The 18,848-nt window shown below is 40.9% G+C and carries 16 protein-coding genes; 6 read left to right on the forward strand and 10 right to left on the reverse strand.

Features of this window, described 5'->3' with window-relative positions:
* The first annotated feature begins 9 nt into the window (after nt 1-9).
* From carB to BG00_RS10255, 3 genes are all read left to right on the forward strand, one after another.
* A complete protein-coding gene (carB, locus tag BG00_RS10245; protein ID WP_036982378.1) occupies nt 10-3,228 on the forward strand; it encodes a carbamoyl-phosphate synthase large subunit in 3,219 nt (1,072 codons plus the stop codon).
* A gap of 50 nt (nt 3,229-3,278) precedes the next feature.
* Nucleotides 3,279-3,755: a transcription elongation factor GreA gene (gene greA, locus BG00_RS10250; RefSeq protein ID WP_010388635.1), complete on the forward strand. Its 477-nt coding sequence runs from the start codon at nt 3,279-3,281 to the stop codon at nt 3,753-3,755.
* Between the two features lie 170 nt (nt 3,756-3,925).
* On the forward strand, nt 3,926-4,984 hold the full coding sequence (locus BG00_RS10255; RefSeq protein ID WP_036982379.1) for a S66 family peptidase: 1,059 nt from the start codon (nt 3,926-3,928) through the stop codon (nt 4,982-4,984).
* Nucleotides 4,985-5,028: 44 nt separating this feature from the next.
* On the opposite strand, the gene BG00_RS10260 is transcribed toward BG00_RS10255, so the two are convergent.
* A complete protein-coding gene (locus BG00_RS10260; RefSeq protein WP_036982382.1) occupies nt 5,029-5,685 on the reverse strand; it encodes a nitroreductase family protein in 657 nt (218 codons plus the stop codon).
* A gap of 127 nt (nt 5,686-5,812) precedes the next feature.
* Between BG00_RS10260 and BG00_RS10265 the strand changes: the two genes are divergently transcribed.
* Nucleotides 5,813-6,754: a LysR family transcriptional regulator gene (locus tag BG00_RS10265; RefSeq protein ID WP_036983442.1), complete on the forward strand. Its 942-nt coding sequence runs from the start codon at nt 5,813-5,815 to the stop codon at nt 6,752-6,754.
* A 20-nt stretch (nt 6,755-6,774) separates the two neighbouring features.
* Here the strand turns inward: BG00_RS10265 and BG00_RS10270 are convergent, their stop codons facing one another.
* From BG00_RS10270 to BG00_RS10290, 6 genes are all read right to left on the reverse strand, one after another.
* Entirely contained in the window at nt 6,775-7,665 is an 891-nt protein-coding gene (locus tag BG00_RS10270) for a dienelactone hydrolase family protein (protein WP_036982384.1), read from the reverse strand.
* A 95-nt stretch (nt 7,666-7,760) separates the two neighbouring features.
* Nucleotides 7,761-8,714, reverse strand: coding sequence for an alpha/beta hydrolase (locus BG00_RS10275; protein ID WP_036982387.1), 954 nt, complete (start codon nt 8,712-8,714; stop codon nt 7,761-7,763).
* A gap of 277 nt (nt 8,715-8,991) precedes the next feature.
* Nucleotides 8,992-9,279, reverse strand: coding sequence for a hypothetical protein (locus BG00_RS10280; RefSeq protein WP_036982391.1), 288 nt, complete (start codon nt 9,277-9,279; stop codon nt 8,992-8,994).
* Nucleotides 9,272-9,448, reverse strand: coding sequence for a hypothetical protein (locus BG00_RS17790; protein WP_175610051.1), 177 nt, complete (start codon nt 9,446-9,448; stop codon nt 9,272-9,274). The genes BG00_RS10280 and BG00_RS17790 overlap by 8 nt, the downstream gene beginning before the upstream one ends.
* Before the next feature lie 141 nt (nt 9,449-9,589).
* Nucleotides 9,590-12,739, reverse strand: coding sequence for an efflux RND transporter permease subunit (locus tag BG00_RS10285; protein ID WP_036982393.1), 3,150 nt, complete (start codon nt 12,737-12,739; stop codon nt 9,590-9,592).
* Nucleotides 12,740-12,742: 3 nt separating this feature from the next.
* The gene (locus BG00_RS10290) at nt 12,743-13,918 is read right to left on the reverse strand and encodes an efflux RND transporter periplasmic adaptor subunit (RefSeq protein ID WP_036982394.1); all 1,176 of its coding nucleotides are present in this window, start codon (nt 13,916-13,918) and stop codon (nt 12,743-12,745) included.
* Nucleotides 13,919-14,089: 171 nt separating this feature from the next.
* On the opposite strand from BG00_RS10290, the gene BG00_RS10295 reads away from it, so the two are divergent.
* Nucleotides 14,090-14,353: a YkgJ family cysteine cluster protein gene (locus BG00_RS10295; protein ID WP_008109286.1), complete on the forward strand. Its 264-nt coding sequence runs from the start codon at nt 14,090-14,092 to the stop codon at nt 14,351-14,353.
* 464 nt (nt 14,354-14,817) lie between these two features.
* Here the strand turns inward: BG00_RS10295 and BG00_RS10300 are convergent, their stop codons facing one another.
* A complete protein-coding gene (locus tag BG00_RS10300) occupies nt 14,818-16,671 on the reverse strand; it encodes a TonB-dependent receptor plug domain-containing protein (protein ID WP_036982395.1) in 1,854 nt (617 codons plus the stop codon).
* Nucleotides 16,672-16,873: 202 nt separating this feature from the next.
* Here BG00_RS10300 and BG00_RS10305 point away from each other — a divergent pair, with 202 nt between their 5' ends.
* Complete coding sequence (locus tag BG00_RS10305; RefSeq protein ID WP_036982396.1) at nt 16,874-17,380, forward strand: peptide-methionine (S)-S-oxide reductase; 507 nt, start codon at nt 16,874-16,876, stop codon at nt 17,378-17,380.
* A gap of 5 nt (nt 17,381-17,385) precedes the next feature.
* On the opposite strand, the gene BG00_RS10310 is transcribed toward BG00_RS10305, so the two are convergent.
* Both BG00_RS10310 and BG00_RS10315 read right to left on the reverse strand, forming a co-directional pair.
* Nucleotides 17,386-18,198: a hypothetical protein gene (locus BG00_RS10310; RefSeq protein ID WP_033103309.1), complete on the reverse strand. Its 813-nt coding sequence runs from the start codon at nt 18,196-18,198 to the stop codon at nt 17,386-17,388.
* 65 nt (nt 18,199-18,263) lie between these two features.
* Nucleotides 18,264-18,815 (reverse strand): DUF4136 domain-containing protein, encoded by a 552-nt coding sequence (locus tag BG00_RS10315; protein ID WP_036982398.1) that lies wholly within the window; start codon nt 18,813-18,815, stop codon nt 18,264-18,266.
* Nucleotides 18,816-18,848 lie beyond the last annotated feature (33 nt).

Below are 18,848 nucleotides of genomic sequence, written 5' to 3' on the forward strand. Positions count from 1 at the left end.
GGAGTAATAATGCCAAAACGTACCGACATAAAAAGCATTCTTATCTTAGGCGCAGGCCCAATTGTAATTGGTCAAGCTTGTGAATTTGACTACTCTGGTGCTCAAGCGTGTAAAGCACTAAGAGAAGAAGGCTATCGAGTTATACTCGTTAACTCAAACCCAGCCACTATCATGACTGACCCAGAAATGGCCGATGCAACATACATCGAACCAATTCACTGGGAAGTGGTAGAAAAAATCATTGAAAAAGAAAAGCCAGATGCTGTCCTGCCTACAATGGGTGGCCAAACAGCATTAAACTGTGCGCTTGATTTAGACAAGCACGGTGTATTGGCTAAGCATGGCGTTGAGCTTATTGGCGCAACAGCCGATGCAATCGATAAAGCAGAAAACCGTGAGCGCTTTGATGTTGCTATGCGTAACATCGGCCTTGAATGTCCACGTGCTGAAATTGCCCATTCAATGGATGAAGCGCGCGATACTATGAGCCGTATCGGCTTACCATGTATTATTCGTCCTTCTTTCACAATGGGCGGCACCGGTGGCGGTGTGGCTTACAACATGGAAGAGTTTGAAGAAATCTGTGAGCGCGGTTTAGACCTTTCACCAACCAGCGAGTTATTAATAGATGAATCGTTAATTGGTTGGAAAGAATACGAAATGGAAGTTGTTCGTGACAAAAAAGACAACTGCATCATCGTTTGTTCTATTGAAAACTTTGACCCAATGGGTGTGCACACAGGTGACTCAATCACGGTTGCGCCAGCACAAACATTAACCGACAAAGAATACCAAATCATGCGTAATGCCTCTATGGCCGTATTGCGTGAAATTGGTGTTGAAACTGGCGGTTCAAACGTACAATTTGGTGTAAATCCAGTTGATGGCCGTATGGTTATCATTGAAATGAACCCACGTGTATCACGTTCATCGGCACTGGCGTCTAAAGCAACGGGTTTCCCTATTGCTAAAATCGCCGCTAAGTTAGCGGTAGGCTACACGTTAGATGAGCTTCAAAACGATATCACTGGTGGTAAAACCCCAGCATCGTTTGAACCGTCAATCGATTACGTGGTAACAAAAATTCCTCGCTTTAATTTTGAAAAATTTGCTGGTGCAAACGACCGTTTAACGACGCAAATGAAATCAGTGGGCGAAGTAATGGCGATTGGTCGTAACCAACAAGAGTCATTACAAAAAGCATTACGTGGTTTAGAAGTAGGCGCAACAGGCTTTAACCCAATTGTGGCACTTGATGACCCTAAAGCAAAAGAAAAAATCATTCGTGAATTACGTGAGCCAGGTGCAGAGCGTATTTGGTACATTGCCGATGCAATGCGTCATGGTATGAGTGTTGAAGATGTGTTCGAACTGACTAAGATTGACCCTTGGTACTTAGTACAAATTGAAGATATCTTAAAAGACGAAGCTAAAATTTCAGAAGTCGGTATGGCCGGCTTAAATGCAGACTTCTTGCGTAAACTTAAACGCAAAGGGTTTGCCGATCCGCGTATTGCAGAAATTGCCGGTGTGTCAGAAGCTGAAATCCGTAAAAAGCGTCATCAACTCAATATTGTGCCTGTGTACAAGCGCGTTGATACGTGCGCTGCCGAATTTAGCTCAGACACGGCTTACATGTACTCATCTTACGATGAAGAGTGTGAAGCTAACGCATCTGACCGTGATAAAATCATGGTGATTGGTGGCGGTCCTAACCGTATCGGCCAAGGTATTGAATTTGACTACTGTTGTGTTCATGCTGCGCTTGCGCTTCGTGAAGACGGTTACGAAACTATTATGGTTAATTGTAACCCTGAAACGGTATCTACCGATTACGATACGTCAGACCGTTTATACTTCGAACCAATTACACTTGAAGACGTACTAGAAATTGTACGTGTTGAAAAGCCAAAAGGCGTTATCGTACAGTACGGTGGTCAAACGCCACTTAAACTTGCGCGTGAGCTTGAAGCGAACGGCGTACCAGTAATTGGTACTTCGCCAGATGCGATTGACCGTGCAGAAGACCGTGAACGCTTCCAACAACTTGTTGAGCGTTTAGACCTACTGCAGCCAGAAAATGCGACGGTTACCTCTACTGAAGAAGCACTACTTAAATCAGCTGAGATTGGTTTCCCACTGGTAGTACGTCCTTCGTACGTATTAGGTGGTCGTGCGATGGAAATTGTATACGATGAGCAAGACTTACGTCGTTATATGACCGAAGCTGTATCTGCATCAAATGAAGCACCCGTGTTACTTGACCGTTTCTTAGATAACGCAATCGAAGTTGACGTTGATGCTATTTGTGATGGCGAGCAAGTCATCATCGGCGGCATCATGGAGCATATTGAACAAGCAGGCGTTCACTCTGGTGACTCAGCGTGTTCATTACCAGCTCACTCGCTAACGCAAGAAGTACAAGATGTAATGCGTAAGCAAGTAACTGATATGGCCCTTGAGCTTGGCGTAGTTGGTTTGATGAATACACAGTTTGCGGTTAAAGATGGCAAAGTGTATTTAATCGAAGTAAATCCACGTGCAGCACGTACAGTTCCATTTGTATCTAAAGCGACGGGTGTAGCACTTGCAAAAGTTGCGGCACGTTGTATGGCAGGTCAATCTTTAGCAAGCCAAGGCATTACTAAAGAAGTGATTCCACCGTACTACAGCGTAAAAGAAGTGGTATTGCCATTTGCTAAGTTCCAAGGTGTGGATCCTATCCGTGGCCCAGAAATGCGCTCTACGGGTGAAGTAATGGGTGTTGGTGATACTTTCGCCGAAGCGTTCGCAAAAGCACAATTAGGTGCAAGCAACACTTTACCACGTGGTGGTCGCGCGTTACTATCTGTACGTAATAGCGATAAGCCACGTATTGTAGAACTAGCTAAAACCATGACAGACCTTGGTTTTGAGCTAGATGCAACAGGTGGAACAGCTGCTGCACTTGAAGATGCTGGAATTACGGTTCGCCGTGTAAATAAAGTATATGAAGGTCGTCCGCACATTCTTGATAGAATCAAAAATGGCGAGTATAGCTATATCGTTAATACCACCGAAGGTCGCCAAGCGATTGAAGATTCGAAGGTGTTACGTCGTGGTGCATTGCAGCACAAAACCAATTACACTACGACATTGAATGCGGCATTTGCTAACTGTACTGCTAACCAAGCAGATGACCGCAGTAAAGTGACGTCTGTTCAAGAACTACACCTGCGATTGAACTAAGGAAATGTGCCAAGGCCGTAACCACGGCCTTGGGATTAAGTGAGAAAAGTATGCAATCAATTCCAATGACAGTTCGTGGCGCAAAATTATTGCGCGATGAACTTAACGAATTAAAAACTGTTACCCGTCCAAAAATTGTATCTGATATTGCTGATGCACGTGAACACGGCGACTTAAAAGAAAATGCTGAGTATCACGCTGCGCGTGAGCAACAGGGTTTTTGTGAAGGCCGTATTCAAGAAATTGAAGCAAAACTTTCAAACATGCAGATGATTGACGTAACAAAGATGCCTAATACAGGTAAAGTGATTTTTGGTACTACAGTAACCATCGTTAATGTTGAAACCGACGCTGAAGTTAAATATCAGATTGTTGGCGATGATGAAGCAGATATTAAAAGTAATTTAATCTCTGTTAATTCACCAATTGCTCGCGGCTTAATTGGTAAACAAGCGGATGACGCTGTGATTATCAAAACGCCAAAAGGTGATGTAGAGTACGAAATCATTGAGGTTGAGTATATTTAATTAGTTAACTCACTTTAGCGTTTTATAAAAACCAGTGCTTAGCAACAAGCACTGGTTTTTTTATGCTTGGTTTTTATATTTGGTTTAGATACCGGTCAATTATTATTCATTGTTTGTAAATGTAGGCTATGTTGTTATGGTAGTAGCCTATTCTTCAATAAGGAAATAATATGGCAAATATACTGTATCCAGCACCTTTAAAAATGGGATCTAAAATCGCCGTGTGTTCTTTATCAGCGGGGATCAAATCAAAATATCACCCACGGTTAGACATCGTCATTAACGGCTTAAAACAAAGAGGTTATGAGGTTGTTGAGGGGGAGTTTTTACGTCAAAACGAACCGCGAACTCAGCTAACAGCCAAGCAGCATGCCAAGCAACTAATGGACTTTTTATTAGATGATGAAATAGATGCGATTATGCCGCCAATGGGCGGAGAGCTGGCAATGGAAATATTGCCGTTACTTGATTTTGGCGCAATTAAAAATGCCAAACCTAAATGGTTGGTGGGTTATTCAGATGTCAGCACGATTGCTTGTGCACTGACAGCAAAATGTAACTGGGCAACACTGCATAGCGCCAATTTAATTCAGTTACACCCCGATGAAAAAGATCCGTATTGTTTACAAATTTTTGAAAGTCTAAGCTATGAGGCTAATAGTGAGTTTGAGCAAGCCCCCTCTGTTTATCACCAGCATAGTAAACCTGATTATGCACAAAACCCAAACGCATTATTTGATCACAGCGTGCCCACCCAATGGCAATGTTTAAATTACACCGATAAACGCAGTATCGAAATGTCAGGGCGATTGTTTGGTGGATGTCTTGATACGGTTGGACTGTTGCTCGATTCGCCTTTTTTGGCACTGCATGAGTTTAAAAAGCACAGTGCCTCGCAAGGTATTGTGCTTTATTTAGAAAGCGCAGAGCTCACGCCTGCGACGGTTGCACGGTTTTTATTGTCACTCAAATTAGCCGGTATGTTTGATGATATAAACGGGGTGATTATTGGCCGCCATGTAACCTTACAGGGGCAAGATCTGGGGTTTGATTATCGCCAAGGCTTAAATGCTGCTTTTGGCGGGTGTTTATTTCCGGTGATCATTGATGCCGATATTGGTCACATCCCTCCTAATTTAAATTTAATCAATGGAGCTTTATGCACTGTTACCGCAGATGTTGATCAAGGCAAAGTTATTAGTGCGTCTGTGGTCACAAAACTAGCCTAATGAAGTGAGCTGCTCACTAACAATTTAAAGTGAGCAGCTTTGACTTATAAAACCTGAATTACTTGTTCTTTGCTTAAACGTGATTTTGGCAGCTTAGCATTGTAGTCTTCTTCTGCATCATGGTAACCCAGCGCAAGTGCCACATCACAGATGTAGCCGTCTAATTCGCTTGCGAACTCCTCACCAATCAGCTGTGCATCAACGCCTTCCATCGGCGTGGTATCAATCCCTAAGCGTGCTGCTGCATGCATAGTATTGCCTAAAGCAATGTAGGTTTGTGCTTTGGTCCACGCGGCATTATTACCTTGCTCATCGGTATTTAAATCAACAAACGCAAAGGCGCCAAAAGCTTGCTCGCGGTTTTCTCTTTGAGTTCGGCCATTCTTTATATCGGCATCAATTACGTGTCCGTAATCTTCACGAGTATATTGCGGATTATGAGCAAATAAAATAATGTGCGACGCCGCTTTAATGTGTGGCTGATTAAATTGAAACTTATTAGCAAAGGTAGTGTGCATACGCTCTTTTGCAGCGTCTGATTCAATCACTACAAATTTCCAAGGCTGCGAATTAATTGACGAAGGAGAAAGACGCATCGCGTCATACAATATCGCTAAATCGTCTTGAGAAATGCGCTTTGTCGCGTCGTAACGTTTAGCAGTATGGCGGCTTTCAAGGTCGCGAATAATAGGGTGAGTCATAGTCTCTCCATAATAAAAAAGGGCTAATAAACAGTGTTCACTGAGTGTATGAGCAACATAATACAATTTGCTTTATTTAAAATAAACAGCATAATTATTGAATCATTATCAAATAAAAATAGATAATATGCAGATTGATGACTTAAAACTGATTTTAAAAGTAGCAGAGTGTCGAAGTATTACTTTAGCTGCTGCTAAGTTAGATATGCGCACAGCAACCGCCAGTGCGGCTATTAAGCGCGTAGAATCAGCCCTTGGCTGTGAATTATTTATTAGAACAACTCGGCACTTGCGTTTATCCAGTGCAGGGGAGCGATACATACCCCAATGCGAACAAGCGCTGGCTGTACTTGAAACGGCGAGGCAAAACCTCAAAGGAGAACATGATGCTATTGAGGGAGAATTGCGGGTGGCTACTTCATCTGATTTAGGGCGCAACCTAGTGATCCCCTGGATTGATGACATTATGGATAGGTACCAAAGTGTGAGCTTGCGTATGCACATTAGCGACAGTAATATCGATTTTTTTCGTGATTCGGTTGATATTGCACTGCGTTATGGCTCACCCAGTGATAGCAGTGTATATGGATTTAAAATTTGCAACGTACCGCGACTACTCTGTGCTACACCAACCTATTTAGCTAAATATGGTGAACCTCAGCACCCTGACGATTTAGCGCAGCATCACGGATTATTTTATCAGCTGCAGGGTATTATCAATAATGTATGGGAGTTTACCGATGGCCAAAAAAAATACAAAGTAAAAATGCAGGGCAGACGTGCCTCAAACGATGGCGATTTAGTCAGGCGTTGGTGTTTAGCAGGCAAAGGTTTAGCGGTTAAATCAGCGTTAGATATTGCCGATGACTTATTAAATAAACGCGTTGTGACTGTGATGCCTAACTATCAGCACACCCAAGGGGAGCTGTGGCTAATTTGCCCAAGCCGACAATCGATTACTCCCGCTGTACGACTACTACGCGATGTGTGCAGAGAAAAAACCGCTCACTTATTGAACCAGCTAGTAAAGCAGGGAATTGTTGATAAACGTGTATTAATTAACGAGTAACAAATTCACGCTTAGTAATGTTAACTTAAGTGGTTATTAAAAAACGCTAATGTACGCTGCCATGCAAGTTCGGCATTTTTTTCATCGTAGCGGCCAGTCGAATCGTTATGAAAACCATGATTTGCGCCTTCGTACATGTGCATAGTGTAATCAACATTGTTTGATTTTAAGCTCTGCTCATACTCAGGCCATGTGGCGTTTACACGTTTATCCAGCTCGCCTAATTGAATCATTAACGGTGCTTTAATGTTTTTATGTAAGCTTTCACTTGCAGGTGTACCATAAAAGGGCACGCCTGCAGTCAATAAATTACTGTCTACGGCAGCTAAATAGTTAACAATATAGCCACCAAAACAAAAACCAACCGCGCCTAATTTACCATTACTATTTGGATGTGCCTTCAAAAAATGCGCGGCGGCAACAAAATCATTTTGTATTTTAGCGCGATCCATTGTGCGTTGCATGGCACGACCTTCATCGTCGTTACCTGGGTAGCCACCCAATGGATATAACGCATCGGGTGCAAAAGCGATAAATCCGGCTTTAGCCAGTCGCCTTGCAACATCTTTTACATACGGATTTAAGCCGCGATTCTCGTGTATTACTAATACAACAGGTAGTTTGCCTTGTGTATTTTTTGAAACCACTAAGTAGCCTTTGCCTGAACCATGGCCATCAGGTGAATCAAACGCTTGGTAAGTGGCTTTTATGTCATCGTCGTTAAATGAGACTTGCTCAGCTTGAGCGTAATTAGGTAATAATGCACCTGTAAGCACCGTCATTGAAAAGCCCAATGCGGCTAAGCCACCGAGCTTTTTCATAAACGTGCGTCTATCAATTAAACCGTGAGCGTATTCGTCATACCAATCAAATGCTTCTTGAGGAATGTGTTCAGACTGAGGGGAATTCATAGTTGTGCCTTACTTTATTATGATTATTAAATACCATAACGTAAAAAGCGTAAAAAACGAGCAGTTTTCCTTTAATTATTGTAATTGTTATAAAACTACTCGTTAAGTAATAAAAGAATAGCCTCTCTTTGTTGCTTTGATATTAAAGCAACCATTTCAGGATGATTTAAACTTTTTACCTCGTTAATAGTTATATTTTTATTATTGAGAGTGTATAAATCACTATATGGACTTACTTTGTCAGCGTTACTTGCAAAGATGTAAGTTTTTTTAGTGTAACTAGGTGCACTAAGTATATTGAATAGATTAAGCTTGTAAGACGGAACTCCACTTTCTTCAATTATTTTATTAGCCACTTCGTTCAAATAATCACCCCCTAAAAACGTGCTATAAATAGGGTGGGTTAACCTAGCAATAGTATTTAATGCAGTTTTAAAATTAATCATAGGAGCAATAAGTATGTGTTTATTAATATTCAGCTTGCCTATTATGTGATTGCTCGCAACTGCACCCATTGAATAGCTAACAAGAGATATCTTTTCATATTTTTGCGACTTTATATATTCACTCACAATATTTGCATTTACTAAACCAAAGTCAAATGGTTCATTTTGGTTAGGCGAAGGGGCAACAACAACGTCGGCTCCCGTAAAATGAGCAAGCCAGCGTGATTGTATTCCATAGATTGTATAATCAATACCATAACCTGGAAGTAAAATGATTAAATTATTGTTTTTAATAGAGTGTTTATTTGTATGATTTAAGGTTTCCTCAAACGTTTTAATTGTTGTGCCATTTTTTAATTCAAAATTGAGTGTAACCGTTGAAATTTCTTTGCCTTTATAAAGTATTGTTGGTGAGGTGTATAAAAAGTTTACACACTGTTTTTTACTTATACAGTATTGGGTTTTCTGGCCCATTACATTGCTATTCAATACCGATTTATCAAAAATTACTGGTCTAACAGGCTTAGTTATTTGTTTGGCAATAAAGTTCTGGCATCCACTCAAAAGAACTATAAAAGACATGATTAGTGTTATAAAGCGCATTAAAACTCCTTTTTCTACATATACAATTTTTTGTAAAAAGCTAAAACCTTAATTGCCTAATATTTAAGAACCCATAGAGTCTGAGTCAAAGTGAATTTGAATAATGTGAGCTTATATAGCTTTATAAGTTTTATCCATAATCAGTCCCTGATAATCCTTCATCAAACCCGAGTAAAAATTCTAACCCGGCAAATGAAAAAGAAATAGTTATTGCACCCAGTAGCGTAAAAAACGAGCAGTTTATTATGCTCATCATAGGATCTTTTTAATCACGCAATTAAACGTTGAAAAACATAGATAAAGCTAACCCAGTAATGAGTAATAAAAATCCGATAATTTGTGTTGCTATATCTCTTTTGCGAACGAGAGTTTCCGCTATAGGGCTAGTTAGTTTACGAGTAAGAAAGTTTGCTGGGATTAAGCGAATGCTTGCAAAGCCCATAAAACTAAAGCCAAAGCCAATGAGGAAGCTCGAATAGGTGGAGTCAATAATGCCACCGATAAACGTGAATAAGGCGATTAAATAAAGTGATATACTTGGCCAATGTATTACTTTTTTATTCATAGTCAGTCCCTGATAATCCCTCATCAAACCCGAGTAAAAATTCTAACCCTACAAATGCAAAAGAAATAGTTATTGCACTCAATAGCATTAAATTACGGTTGTTCTTTTTGTAACCCAGAGTAGTCAATACGGCAAAGACGATAAATAAGATAAGCTGAAATGTGCCCATGGTTAATCCTTTAAGAGCAAAATTTAGAGTTAAATTACCAGTAGGGAGACAAACTGGCAAATAGTTGAATGCTATTTTATAACTATAAATAAAAAGCTCGGCATAATAATACCGAGCTTTTTGGTTGGGATTTTACTTAATTTAGTGATTTATCGTTGCTGGTTGGCCATCGACTAGGGCATCTTTACCGCGCCATTTGCGGATCAGGCGTTTTGCATCTTCAAGCGCAACATATTGACACGGTATAAGAATAAGCGTTATTACCGTGGCAAACAGCACACCAAAAGCGAGCGATACCGCCATCGGTATTACAATTTTTGCTTGTAAGCTGGTTTCCATAATAATCGGCATGACCCCAATAAAGGTGGTGATTGAAGTTAGTAATATGGCTCTAAAGCGACGTGCACCGGCTTGCATTACCGCTTGTTTTATTGCCACACCTTCAGCACGCGCTTTGTTTACAAAATCTACCATCACGAGTGAGTCATTAACTACCACACCGGCTACCGCAATAATGCCAAACATCGATAAGCTGCTCATGGTCATACCTAGTACCATGTGGCCAAACATGGCACCAACCACACCAAATGGAATGACCGACATAATAATTAATGGTTGCGAGTAAGAGCGCAGAGGAATGGCCAATAATGCAAAAATTATGATCATCGATAGCGCAAAGTCACGTAATTGCTCATCAGCGCTATCCATTTCCTCTTGAATACGACCAGCCACATTACTTTGCACCCCTGGATAGTTTTTAAGTAATGAAGGTAAGTACTCATCACGAATTTGTTGTGCAATCGCAAATGGCTCTACTTGGTCAGTATTTACCGCAGCCCATACGTTTACTGTGCGTTTTGAATTTTCACGGCGAATACGATTAACCCCATCAACTAATGAAATATTAGCAACTTCACTTAATGGTACTTCAGCGCCTGTGGGGGTGATAATACGTACGCTGTCAATATCGCTGATTGAGTTACGCTCATCTTCTGGGTAGCGGATCATCACTTTGATTTCTTCACCTTCGCGAAGAATACGTTGTGCTTCTAAACCGTAATAACTAAAGCTCACTTGTGAGGCCACATCTGCAAGGGTTAGCCCCATGCTGTAAGCAAGTGGTTTTAAATCTAGCTGTACTTCATCGGTAGCGCTTTGCATTGAGTCATTAACATCGCCTACGCCTTCCATACTTTGCAACTTGGTTTTAAGTTTACCAGCGACTTCTTTAAGTACTTGTGCATTTTTACCTTCGAGTTTAAAGCTTACATCGCCATCGTCTCGACCCCCGTTCATAATACTGTCTTGAATGGTTAGGGTTTTAACGCCCGGTAAGTTAGGCATTTGTTCGCGCCATAATGCACTCAGTGCAAAGGTATCAATGGGGCGCAGGTCGGGTTCAACTAAAATAGCCATAATGTTTGCTTGCGTTCGCCCACGTAAACTAACTGATAAATCGTGGATCATCGGTTTACCGTATTGCTCTTTGAGCTGGTTATCAACGCTCAGTATTAGCTGCTCTATTTTTTTAGCTGTCTCAAGCGTTGCTTGCTCAGAAGACGCTAAGTTCATTTCTATATCAATGCGTGGAAAATCGTGCGGTATTTTAGGGTTAGGCACAAATTTAACTAAACCACCGGCAAACATTCCCGCACTGACAATCAGTAAACACATAAAACCGACAATTACGGTATAGCGATAATGAATGCAGCGGCCAACAAACGGGGTGTAGTAGTTATCAACAAAACTTTTTAGGCCGTTATCCATTACTTTACGTGCACGGTGAAGCGGGTTTTTTGGATTTGCTTTACGATCTTTCATTGCCGCAATATGTGCCGGCAAAATAAGTTTTGATTCAATTAGTGAGAAAATTAAACATAAAATAATCACCCCACCAATGGCTTTAGAAAAAGCCGCACTTGGGCCTGTGGCAAGAGTTTGCGGTAAAAATGCCGCAATAGTGGTAAGTACGCCAAATGTTGCTGGCATTGCCACGCGCTTTACGCCGCGTACTACGTTATCGAGTGTATGGCCATGTTTTTCTATTTCAGCACTAGCAGATTCGCCCACAACAATGGCGTCATCAACCACTATCCCAAGCACCAGTATAAAGGCAAATAACGAGGCTAAGTTAATGGTAACATCTAAAAAGCCAATTGGCATAAACAAAAAGGCACCTAAAAATGACACAGGTAAACCCATCATTACCCAAAAAGCTAAACGTAATGGTAAAAACAGCGCTAATACCAACATAACTAGTAAGCCACCCCAAATCATATTGTCGACCATCATATTGAGGCGACCTTCGAGGTAGTAAGTTAAATCAACAATAGGAGAGAGCTTAACACCTGCGGGCAGTTGCGATTCTTTTTCAGCCATATAGGTTTTAAGTACTTTAGCAACATCGGTAATATCTTGATCTTTGGAGGCGTTTACTTCAAACGACAATGAGTTTTTACCATTGTATTTTGAGTATTGTAGGCCTTCTTCAAAGCCATCATTTATAGTGGCAACATCACCTAAATATACTTGCGCGCCATCGGCAAGGGTGATCAGTGGTAGCTTTGCAAACTCGCTACCACGGTAGGCTTGTTTCTCAACGCGCATTGAAATATAGCCATTTTCAGAGCGAATTTGCCCAGCTGACATATTGGCAGAAAAGCTTTGCACTGCACTGGCAATATCTCTAAATGTTAATCCATAAGCACGCAGTTTATCAGGGCTTACTTCAATACCAATTTCGTAATTAAGGCCACCATTAAAGTTAACTAAATTAATATTAGGTAGTGCCTGAAGCTCGTCTTTTATATCGTTTCCGAGCTCTTTAAGTTGGTAGTTACTCATGTCACCGTAAAGCGCAAGTATCATTACTTCTTGTTTGTACTTATCGCGACGAACAATAGGGCGCTCCATACCCGCAGGAAACGTATTAATTGAATCTACTTGTACTTTAATTTCATCGAGTACTTCTTGCGGATCAAACTGCTCTTCTATTTCAATCCATGCTTGTGAAGAGCCTCTATTGGAGTAGGTGATAAGGCGCTTTATTCCCTCTATACCCTCAAGGTTCTCCTCAACTTTTATAGTAATGCCCTCCTCAACCTCTTGCGGGGCTGCGCCAGGGTATACAGCGGAGACACTGATCCAGTTACTTTCAAATTGTGGAAACATTTGTTTGCGAATAGTAAACGCCGTTAAAATGCCACCAATAAGTATAAATATCATCAATAGATTTGCTGCAACAGGGTTGCGCGCAAACCATGCAATTAGGCCTCTTTCACGTGTAGACATAAGTTACTCCTGTTTCAATGCAAGTTGAGTAACGTCTGGGGTTGTTACAACGTCTTCAATTTTTACCGCCATTCCCTCGGTGGGGTATTCAAGGGCAGAAGTAATTAGCTGTTCACCTTCATTAAGCCCTTGGTCTGCGATCACCATGCCGTTTTGTTCACGTATAATATTGAGAGTTTTAAACGACAGGGTTAAATTGTCGTTTAATATTGCAATTTTATTTTCTTTGACTAAATGATGTGGCACAACAATGGCGTTATTAACTGCACGACCTTCTATGCTAGCGTTAACATAGGAGCCAAAACGCAATGGTTGAGTTTTGTTAGCATATGGGATTGGTAATTGTGCCACTAAGTAGCTCATACGGCTTTTTTGATCTATCACCCCTTCACTGCGTACCACTTTAGCCTGCCATGTGGTTTCTTTGCCCGCGAACTGCGCACTAAATAACACTGTTGCACCAATGCCGCCATTATTTAAGTATTGCAGTTCTTTATCGGCAACCGGTAAACGTACTTCAGCGACCGAGGTGGCACTGAGTGAACCAAAGCTATTACCTGGATTTACAACAGAACCCAAACTAATGCTGCGTGCGTTAATAATCGCGTCGTAGGGGGCTTTAATATAAGTGCGTTCTAAATTACGTTTAGCACGTTTTACACTTGCTTGCGCTGAACGATAACGTGCCATTTTCTCTGCTAATTGCGGTTTACGTAAATAAAGCGCAGAAGCGGTGATATCGCTTGAGTCTGATTTAATGCGTTCCCATTCAGCTTTAGCAACATGTGCTTGAGCACGTTCAATCTCAAGCGCTGAACTTGCTTGGGCGAGCCCAGCCTGGGCTTCAATTAAATCAGCTTCGTAATCATTTGGGTCAATTCGTGCTAAAATATCCCCTTGCTTTACGAAGGCACCTTCAACAAATTGCCCTGCAACAGAAATAACTTGGCCACTTACCTGAGCAATCAGTTCAGTGCGGTCTTTAGGTTGCACAATACCGTACGATTTAACATCGAGAGTGATTGCATCAAGGTGAATAGGTTGTGCTGCAACCAATGGGCGAGTATCTTGTTCTGGTTTTTCTTCTGGTGGTTTTTTCATTGCTGAAAAGCCCGCCGCAAGGGCGATGCCACCAACAAGGACCGCGATAGGGAGTATTATTTGTTTTTTAGTCGCCACAGGGCATTCCTTCATAAATTGTGCTGATGGGCTAATGATACGCAATAAAGTGTTTACAGTGTGTTTGAAGATGTAACAAGTCATTGCATAATGCGGTTGCAAATAGAACAAATTGCTCTGTTTGTATGCAAAACAGCAACAATAGAATTGAAATTTATTACTGAGGTTATAATGAAAACACAATCAATGGCGTGCCGTTTAGGCTGTGGAGCATGTTGTATTGCACCAAGTATTAGCTCGCCAATACCGGGTATGCCAAATGGTAAAAAGGCCGGAGAACGTTGTATTCAGCTAGATGAGCGTAATTTATGTAAACTATTTGGTGATGAGTCGCGCCCTAAAGTGTGTAGTGATTTTAGCGCCACTTTAGATGTATGCGGGACAACCAATGAACATGCATTAACGTTAATTACAGAATTAGAGCAATTAACCTAATTTATTGTATTAAATACACATATATTTACAATTTATACCCTTGAAAAGTGTAGACACGTACTTTTTGTTTCTAAAAATAGTACTAAGAGAGTGCAATTCCGTATCCACTTAGCATTGTCGCTAATGTTTTTTCTCATTCAATCCTCTTTGTTCATACGGTTTTAATGATAAATGTACAACAAGGGCGAAGAGACGCTGCGCTTTAAGAGTAAGTGACTTAGACACAAAATCACTTGGTTTAGTGAGTCGTGTTTTTCTCACTTTCTTCTCATTCAATCCTCTTTGTTCATGCCGTTTTTAATGATAAATGCACAAAGAGGGCGAAGAGGCGCTGGGCTTTTAGAGTACGTAAAGTAGGGTGAGCTGTGGTATAAAATTTTTAAGTCAGTTTGTTGCTAGTCTGTTTATTATTTCAATTTAAAAAACACGCTCAGCGTGGGATACACCCTCGCCGAGCTAAATTGTTACCAGCTATACGTGGCGCTTAGCGTATATTGCTCACCGCGACCCGGCGTGCCTGGAATTTCTTCAAACGACTCATCCCACAAGTTATCAGCTGCAAGACTAATAAAGAAGTTAGGCAGGGCTGGTGGAGTTATTTTTACTGTCAGTTGAGTAAATAACGCCTCGTCACCTGAACGGCGTAGCGCATTTCTATGCTGTTTACGCCATTCATTATCTACTCGAAACTCTAACAGATCCGTCGGGTTCCAAATTGCACCGAGCGTTACACGATGATCAGGAAAGTTTAAGGCGTAAAAGCTAGCATCAATATTTTCAGCGCCGTAGGTTTCTGTTTTATGTAAGTACGCATAGCTGGCAATAATTTCTGCGTTATCAAATTGCTTAGTGGCTAAAAACTCAAGGCCTGTGGTATCAATATCAACAGGCTGTGCAAATCGTGCTGAGCTTGAATCAAAGTTAAATGTCCAATCGGTTAGGTTGTTATCTTTACGATAAAAAAGCGCTGAATTGAGTTGCCAGCTTTGTTGCTCGAGTAATAAGCCCAGCTCTAAGTTTTTGGTGGTTTCACGCTCAAGATTAGCGTTACTTCTGAACAACCCACCAGTCTCGCTGCCACCAATAGCAGTATAACCGGCTACTTGGCTTGCCTCGGCATACGACAAATACAATGTTCGCTCAGTGCCATCGTTATTTTGGGTATTTAAACTAACATCACCAATTAACGATAGCTCAGAATCATCACGATTGGTGTTATCAAATGCAGCCCCTAAACGCACCGTTAGTTGCTGGTTGCTTGCTAGTGCTGTTGTGTATTCAGGCAATACACTAAGCTTAAAGTAGTTACGTGAAGTAAAGTTATTTTCAAGGGTGGTGGAGTCAATACTGTCTTCCATATATTGCGCAGAGTAATTAACCGCAACTGACTTTGTTTGCGCATGGCGACCTGAAATAGCCAGTGATGTTACTTGCGTTTCATGAAATGCTTGGAACGCGCTTGGGTTCTCTCTTGAATAAACATAATGGTCGTTATGCTTGCGGTAATAAGCCGATACTTCAAATTCACTGTTGGTAGCATAGGCTTGCTTATGGTTGAGCATCCATAATTGGGTTTCTAAGTCTTCGGTTTCATTTACACCAAAGGGGGTATAAAGGTTTGGCCAACCAAAAAACTTTTCTTGTAAGCCGTAAAATAAATCAGTTTGTGAATCGCTCCCGGTTAACTGCACTCTTCCAGAAGTACGGGTAAAGTCATGATCGCCAAAATCAATTGAACCATCACTTTGTGAGTGCGAATATTCACCTTCAAAACCAATACGCCAATTAGCGTTTGCTTCAATTGGAGTACTCACACCTGCATGAATTGTTTGTAGGTTAAAGTCATTTGAGCCAGCGCCCAAAGAGACACTGCCACCCGTTGTTATTGGTTTCCAATTAAACGACACAGTACCTACCGAGCTATTCATGCCATAAAGTGCATTATCGGCTCCGGTTAATACGCTGGCACCCGTTAGCATTTGTGGTGCAATAGGAATTTCTGCAAAGTAGTGACCAGACTGCGGGTCTAGTAGAGTTGCACTGCCGACTCTAAAGCCGGTATTTTCAAAAATACCACCGCGTATCGTTACATCAGCTTGTGCTTCAGCCATATTGCGTGATTGCAAGTCAACACGCGGGTCGTACTCTAAATTTGAAATAGGCGAATCAAATGTACCAACAGGTAATGTATTGGCGGTGGGTGACGCCTCAATTGTTATTTGTTCTATGGTTGCTGTTTCTTTACTCTGCTCTGCATAAGCAACAGTTGAAATACTGGCTAGTACGGCCGGTATTATAAGGTGCGGGGCACGATTCATATCATTACTCTCATTTTATGCAATGGCGCTAACAATTAAATACCTTTCATTTTTTATCACATGATAAGGTAAGCTCACTAAGCTAGGGTGATTTTGGGCGCTATTGTACATTAATGATAAAAAACTGCATTTGATAATCAAATCTAGCGTTACAAAATAGTAACTCTGCATCCTATAAGTTATTTACATTGGTCACTTTATTATGCAAACACAACAACCGAGCCATTCATTAAATCAGCACACACTTTATTTTGCTGGTGGTTGCTTATGGGGCGTGCAAGAATTTATGAAGTATTTACCTGGAGTAGTGACTACTGAGGCGGGGCGTGCCAATGGCACTAGTAACACAACACAAGGTGAATACGATGGCTATGCCGAATGCGTGAAAGTAACCTTTGATAGCCAAGAAGTGACCTTAAATGAATTAATCGGCTATTTTTTTGAAATTATTGACCCATACAGTATCAATAAGCAAGGTAACGATGTAGGCGAAAAATACCGTACCGCCATTTTTAGCCAAGACAGTAATCATCTAAACATCGCCAGAGACTATATTAGCCAGCGGGACGATGCAAAAAAAATAGCGGTACAAGTAGCGCCATTGACTAATTATGTCCCTAGCGATCCCGAGCATCAAGACCGTTTAACCAATCACCCTGATGATTATTGCCATATCCCGCTTGATTTATTGCACAAGTATAAATCGTGATAGCTTTAAGGGTACTCAGGCCTTTCAAAACGATATAATTTGAACGAGCCAGTTTGAAGTGTTGTGCCTTTGTGGTTTGAGTACATATAGCCTTTAAGTTCTCGGTTGTCTTTATGAATAATTAGCTTATTTGCGAAAAGTGGGTGGCTGGTGGTTATTTCCAATATCCTCTCTTTTTCTTGAATGTCTTGTGGCATAAAAGAGGTGCTAATTATGTCATTGGTCCCATTTGTAAAATAATTGAAATACGACTTTTTATTGGGGTGAAATTCAATACTTGCTAGTTCTTGCTTGCCGTCTAAATTTAATAATCCTACCCAAAAACCATGTAGGCCCGTCTTTTCTATAGCAGCTAACTCATCTATTTTAGAGCGGTATTTACCTATAAATGTACGAACGGTAGATTGCCCTTTTTGTTCTTCCAATCGGTATGTTTTTGACATTACAAAATTATCGTCTGCATTAGAATAAATTTCTAACACCTCGAATGAATTATCTAAAAAGGGGCTTAAAATCAATGTAAATTGCAGATGTTCTTTATTAGGGCTAACAAGTTTGATAGTGCAATTAATGCGACTGCATTTGATATCATTATTGCTAAACGCAATTGATTTATTTCTATAAAATGCATTGGCGATACTTGCTATTATTAAACGGTGTTCTCCGTTTTCTTTAATTTCCAGTACATTGTACTCAAAATGATCTTTATAAATTCCTTGCCATATACCAGGCTTTAACTGTAGTTGAGTGCCGTACGCATGGAACGCACAAAGCAGGGGTAAAAATAAGCTAAGGGTTAGGAGCTTTTTAAATGTCACCGAAAAATTCCTTTTCTCACAAAAAAGCCCGCGAGCCTGCGGGCTTTTTAAATATTAATTAAAACTTACTGCTGCTTTTTTGGCGGGAAGTTGCTTAAAATATTGGCAACCGTTTCTTTAATAGCGGCTTCACGCTGTGATGGTGTTTGTTTTTTCTTTAAACGACCATCTTTAGCACCACGCCAAATTAATTGGTTTGACTCACGATCAATAATATCGATAACTAACGTGCCTACTTCATACTCACGTGCGCTTACATCGTGGTTAAAGCCTGTGCCCCAGTAACCCCAACGTGCACCGTAGCCTACGTTAAAGGTATCTACTTCTAGCTCTTTATCAACACTTGCATGGTAATTAACAAGTACATCAGCTTGCGCTACGTCAACCAATTGCATACCTAACTGTTGGCTTAGTTGGTTGTTTACCGCATTGCGAACGCGTTTTTCCATAAGGCCACTGATTTGGTAGTTATTCGTGTCTTTGGTTAGGCTCGCGTTTTCTACCCAAGCAAACGTTTTGTAGTTACTAAAGTTTGCTGATTTATCGTAATCCCAATCGGGCGTTTGTGTACAGGCGGTAAGTAGCGCCAGTGCTGCGACAATAAATATATGTTTCATACCGTTTGCTCCAATAAAGTGCGTTTGTTTAAA

It is taken from the genome of Pseudoalteromonas sp. SCSIO_11900 (assembly GCF_000576475.1).
GTDB lineage: Bacteria > Pseudomonadota > Gammaproteobacteria > Enterobacterales > Alteromonadaceae > Pseudoalteromonas > Pseudoalteromonas tetraodonis.

Coding starts and splice junctions, on each gene's coding strand:
- BG00_RS10260 (WP_036982382.1), bottom strand. CDS start 5,685: ATGACTCACCCTATTATTCGCGACCTTGAAAGCCGCCATACTGCTAAA.
- BG00_RS10280 (WP_036982391.1), bottom strand. CDS start 9,279: ATGAATAAAAAAGTAATACATTGGCCAAGTATATCACTTTATTTAATC.
- BG00_RS10285 (WP_036982393.1), bottom strand. CDS start 12,739: ATGTCTACACGTGAAAGAGGCCTAATTGCATGGTTTGCGCGCAACCCT.
- BG00_RS10265 (WP_036983442.1), top strand. CDS start 5,813: ATGCAGATTGATGACTTAAAACTGATTTTAAAAGTAGCAGAGTGTCGA.
- BG00_RS17790 (WP_175610051.1), bottom strand. CDS start 9,448: ATGGGCACATTTCAGCTTATCTTATTTATCGTCTTTGCCGTATTGACT.
- BG00_RS10255 (WP_036982379.1), top strand. CDS start 3,926: ATGGCAAATATACTGTATCCAGCACCTTTAAAAATGGGATCTAAAATC.
- BG00_RS10300 (WP_036982395.1), bottom strand. CDS start 16,671: ATGAATCGTGCCCCGCACCTTATAATACCGGCCGTACTAGCCAGTATT.
- BG00_RS10270 (WP_036982384.1), bottom strand. CDS start 7,665: ATGAATTCCCCTCAGTCTGAACACATTCCTCAAGAAGCATTTGATTGG.
- BG00_RS10295 (WP_008109286.1), top strand. CDS start 14,090: ATGAAAACACAATCAATGGCGTGCCGTTTAGGCTGTGGAGCATGTTGT.
- carB (WP_036982378.1), top strand. CDS start 10: ATGCCAAAACGTACCGACATAAAAAGCATTCTTATCTTAGGCGCAGGC.
- BG00_RS10305 (WP_036982396.1), top strand. CDS start 16,874: ATGCAAACACAACAACCGAGCCATTCATTAAATCAGCACACACTTTAT.
- greA (WP_010388635.1), top strand. CDS start 3,279: ATGCAATCAATTCCAATGACAGTTCGTGGCGCAAAATTATTGCGCGAT.
- BG00_RS10275 (WP_036982387.1), bottom strand. CDS start 8,714: ATGCGCTTTATAACACTAATCATGTCTTTTATAGTTCTTTTGAGTGGA.
- BG00_RS10315 (WP_036982398.1), bottom strand. CDS start 18,815: ATGAAACATATATTTATTGTCGCAGCACTGGCGCTACTTACCGCCTGT.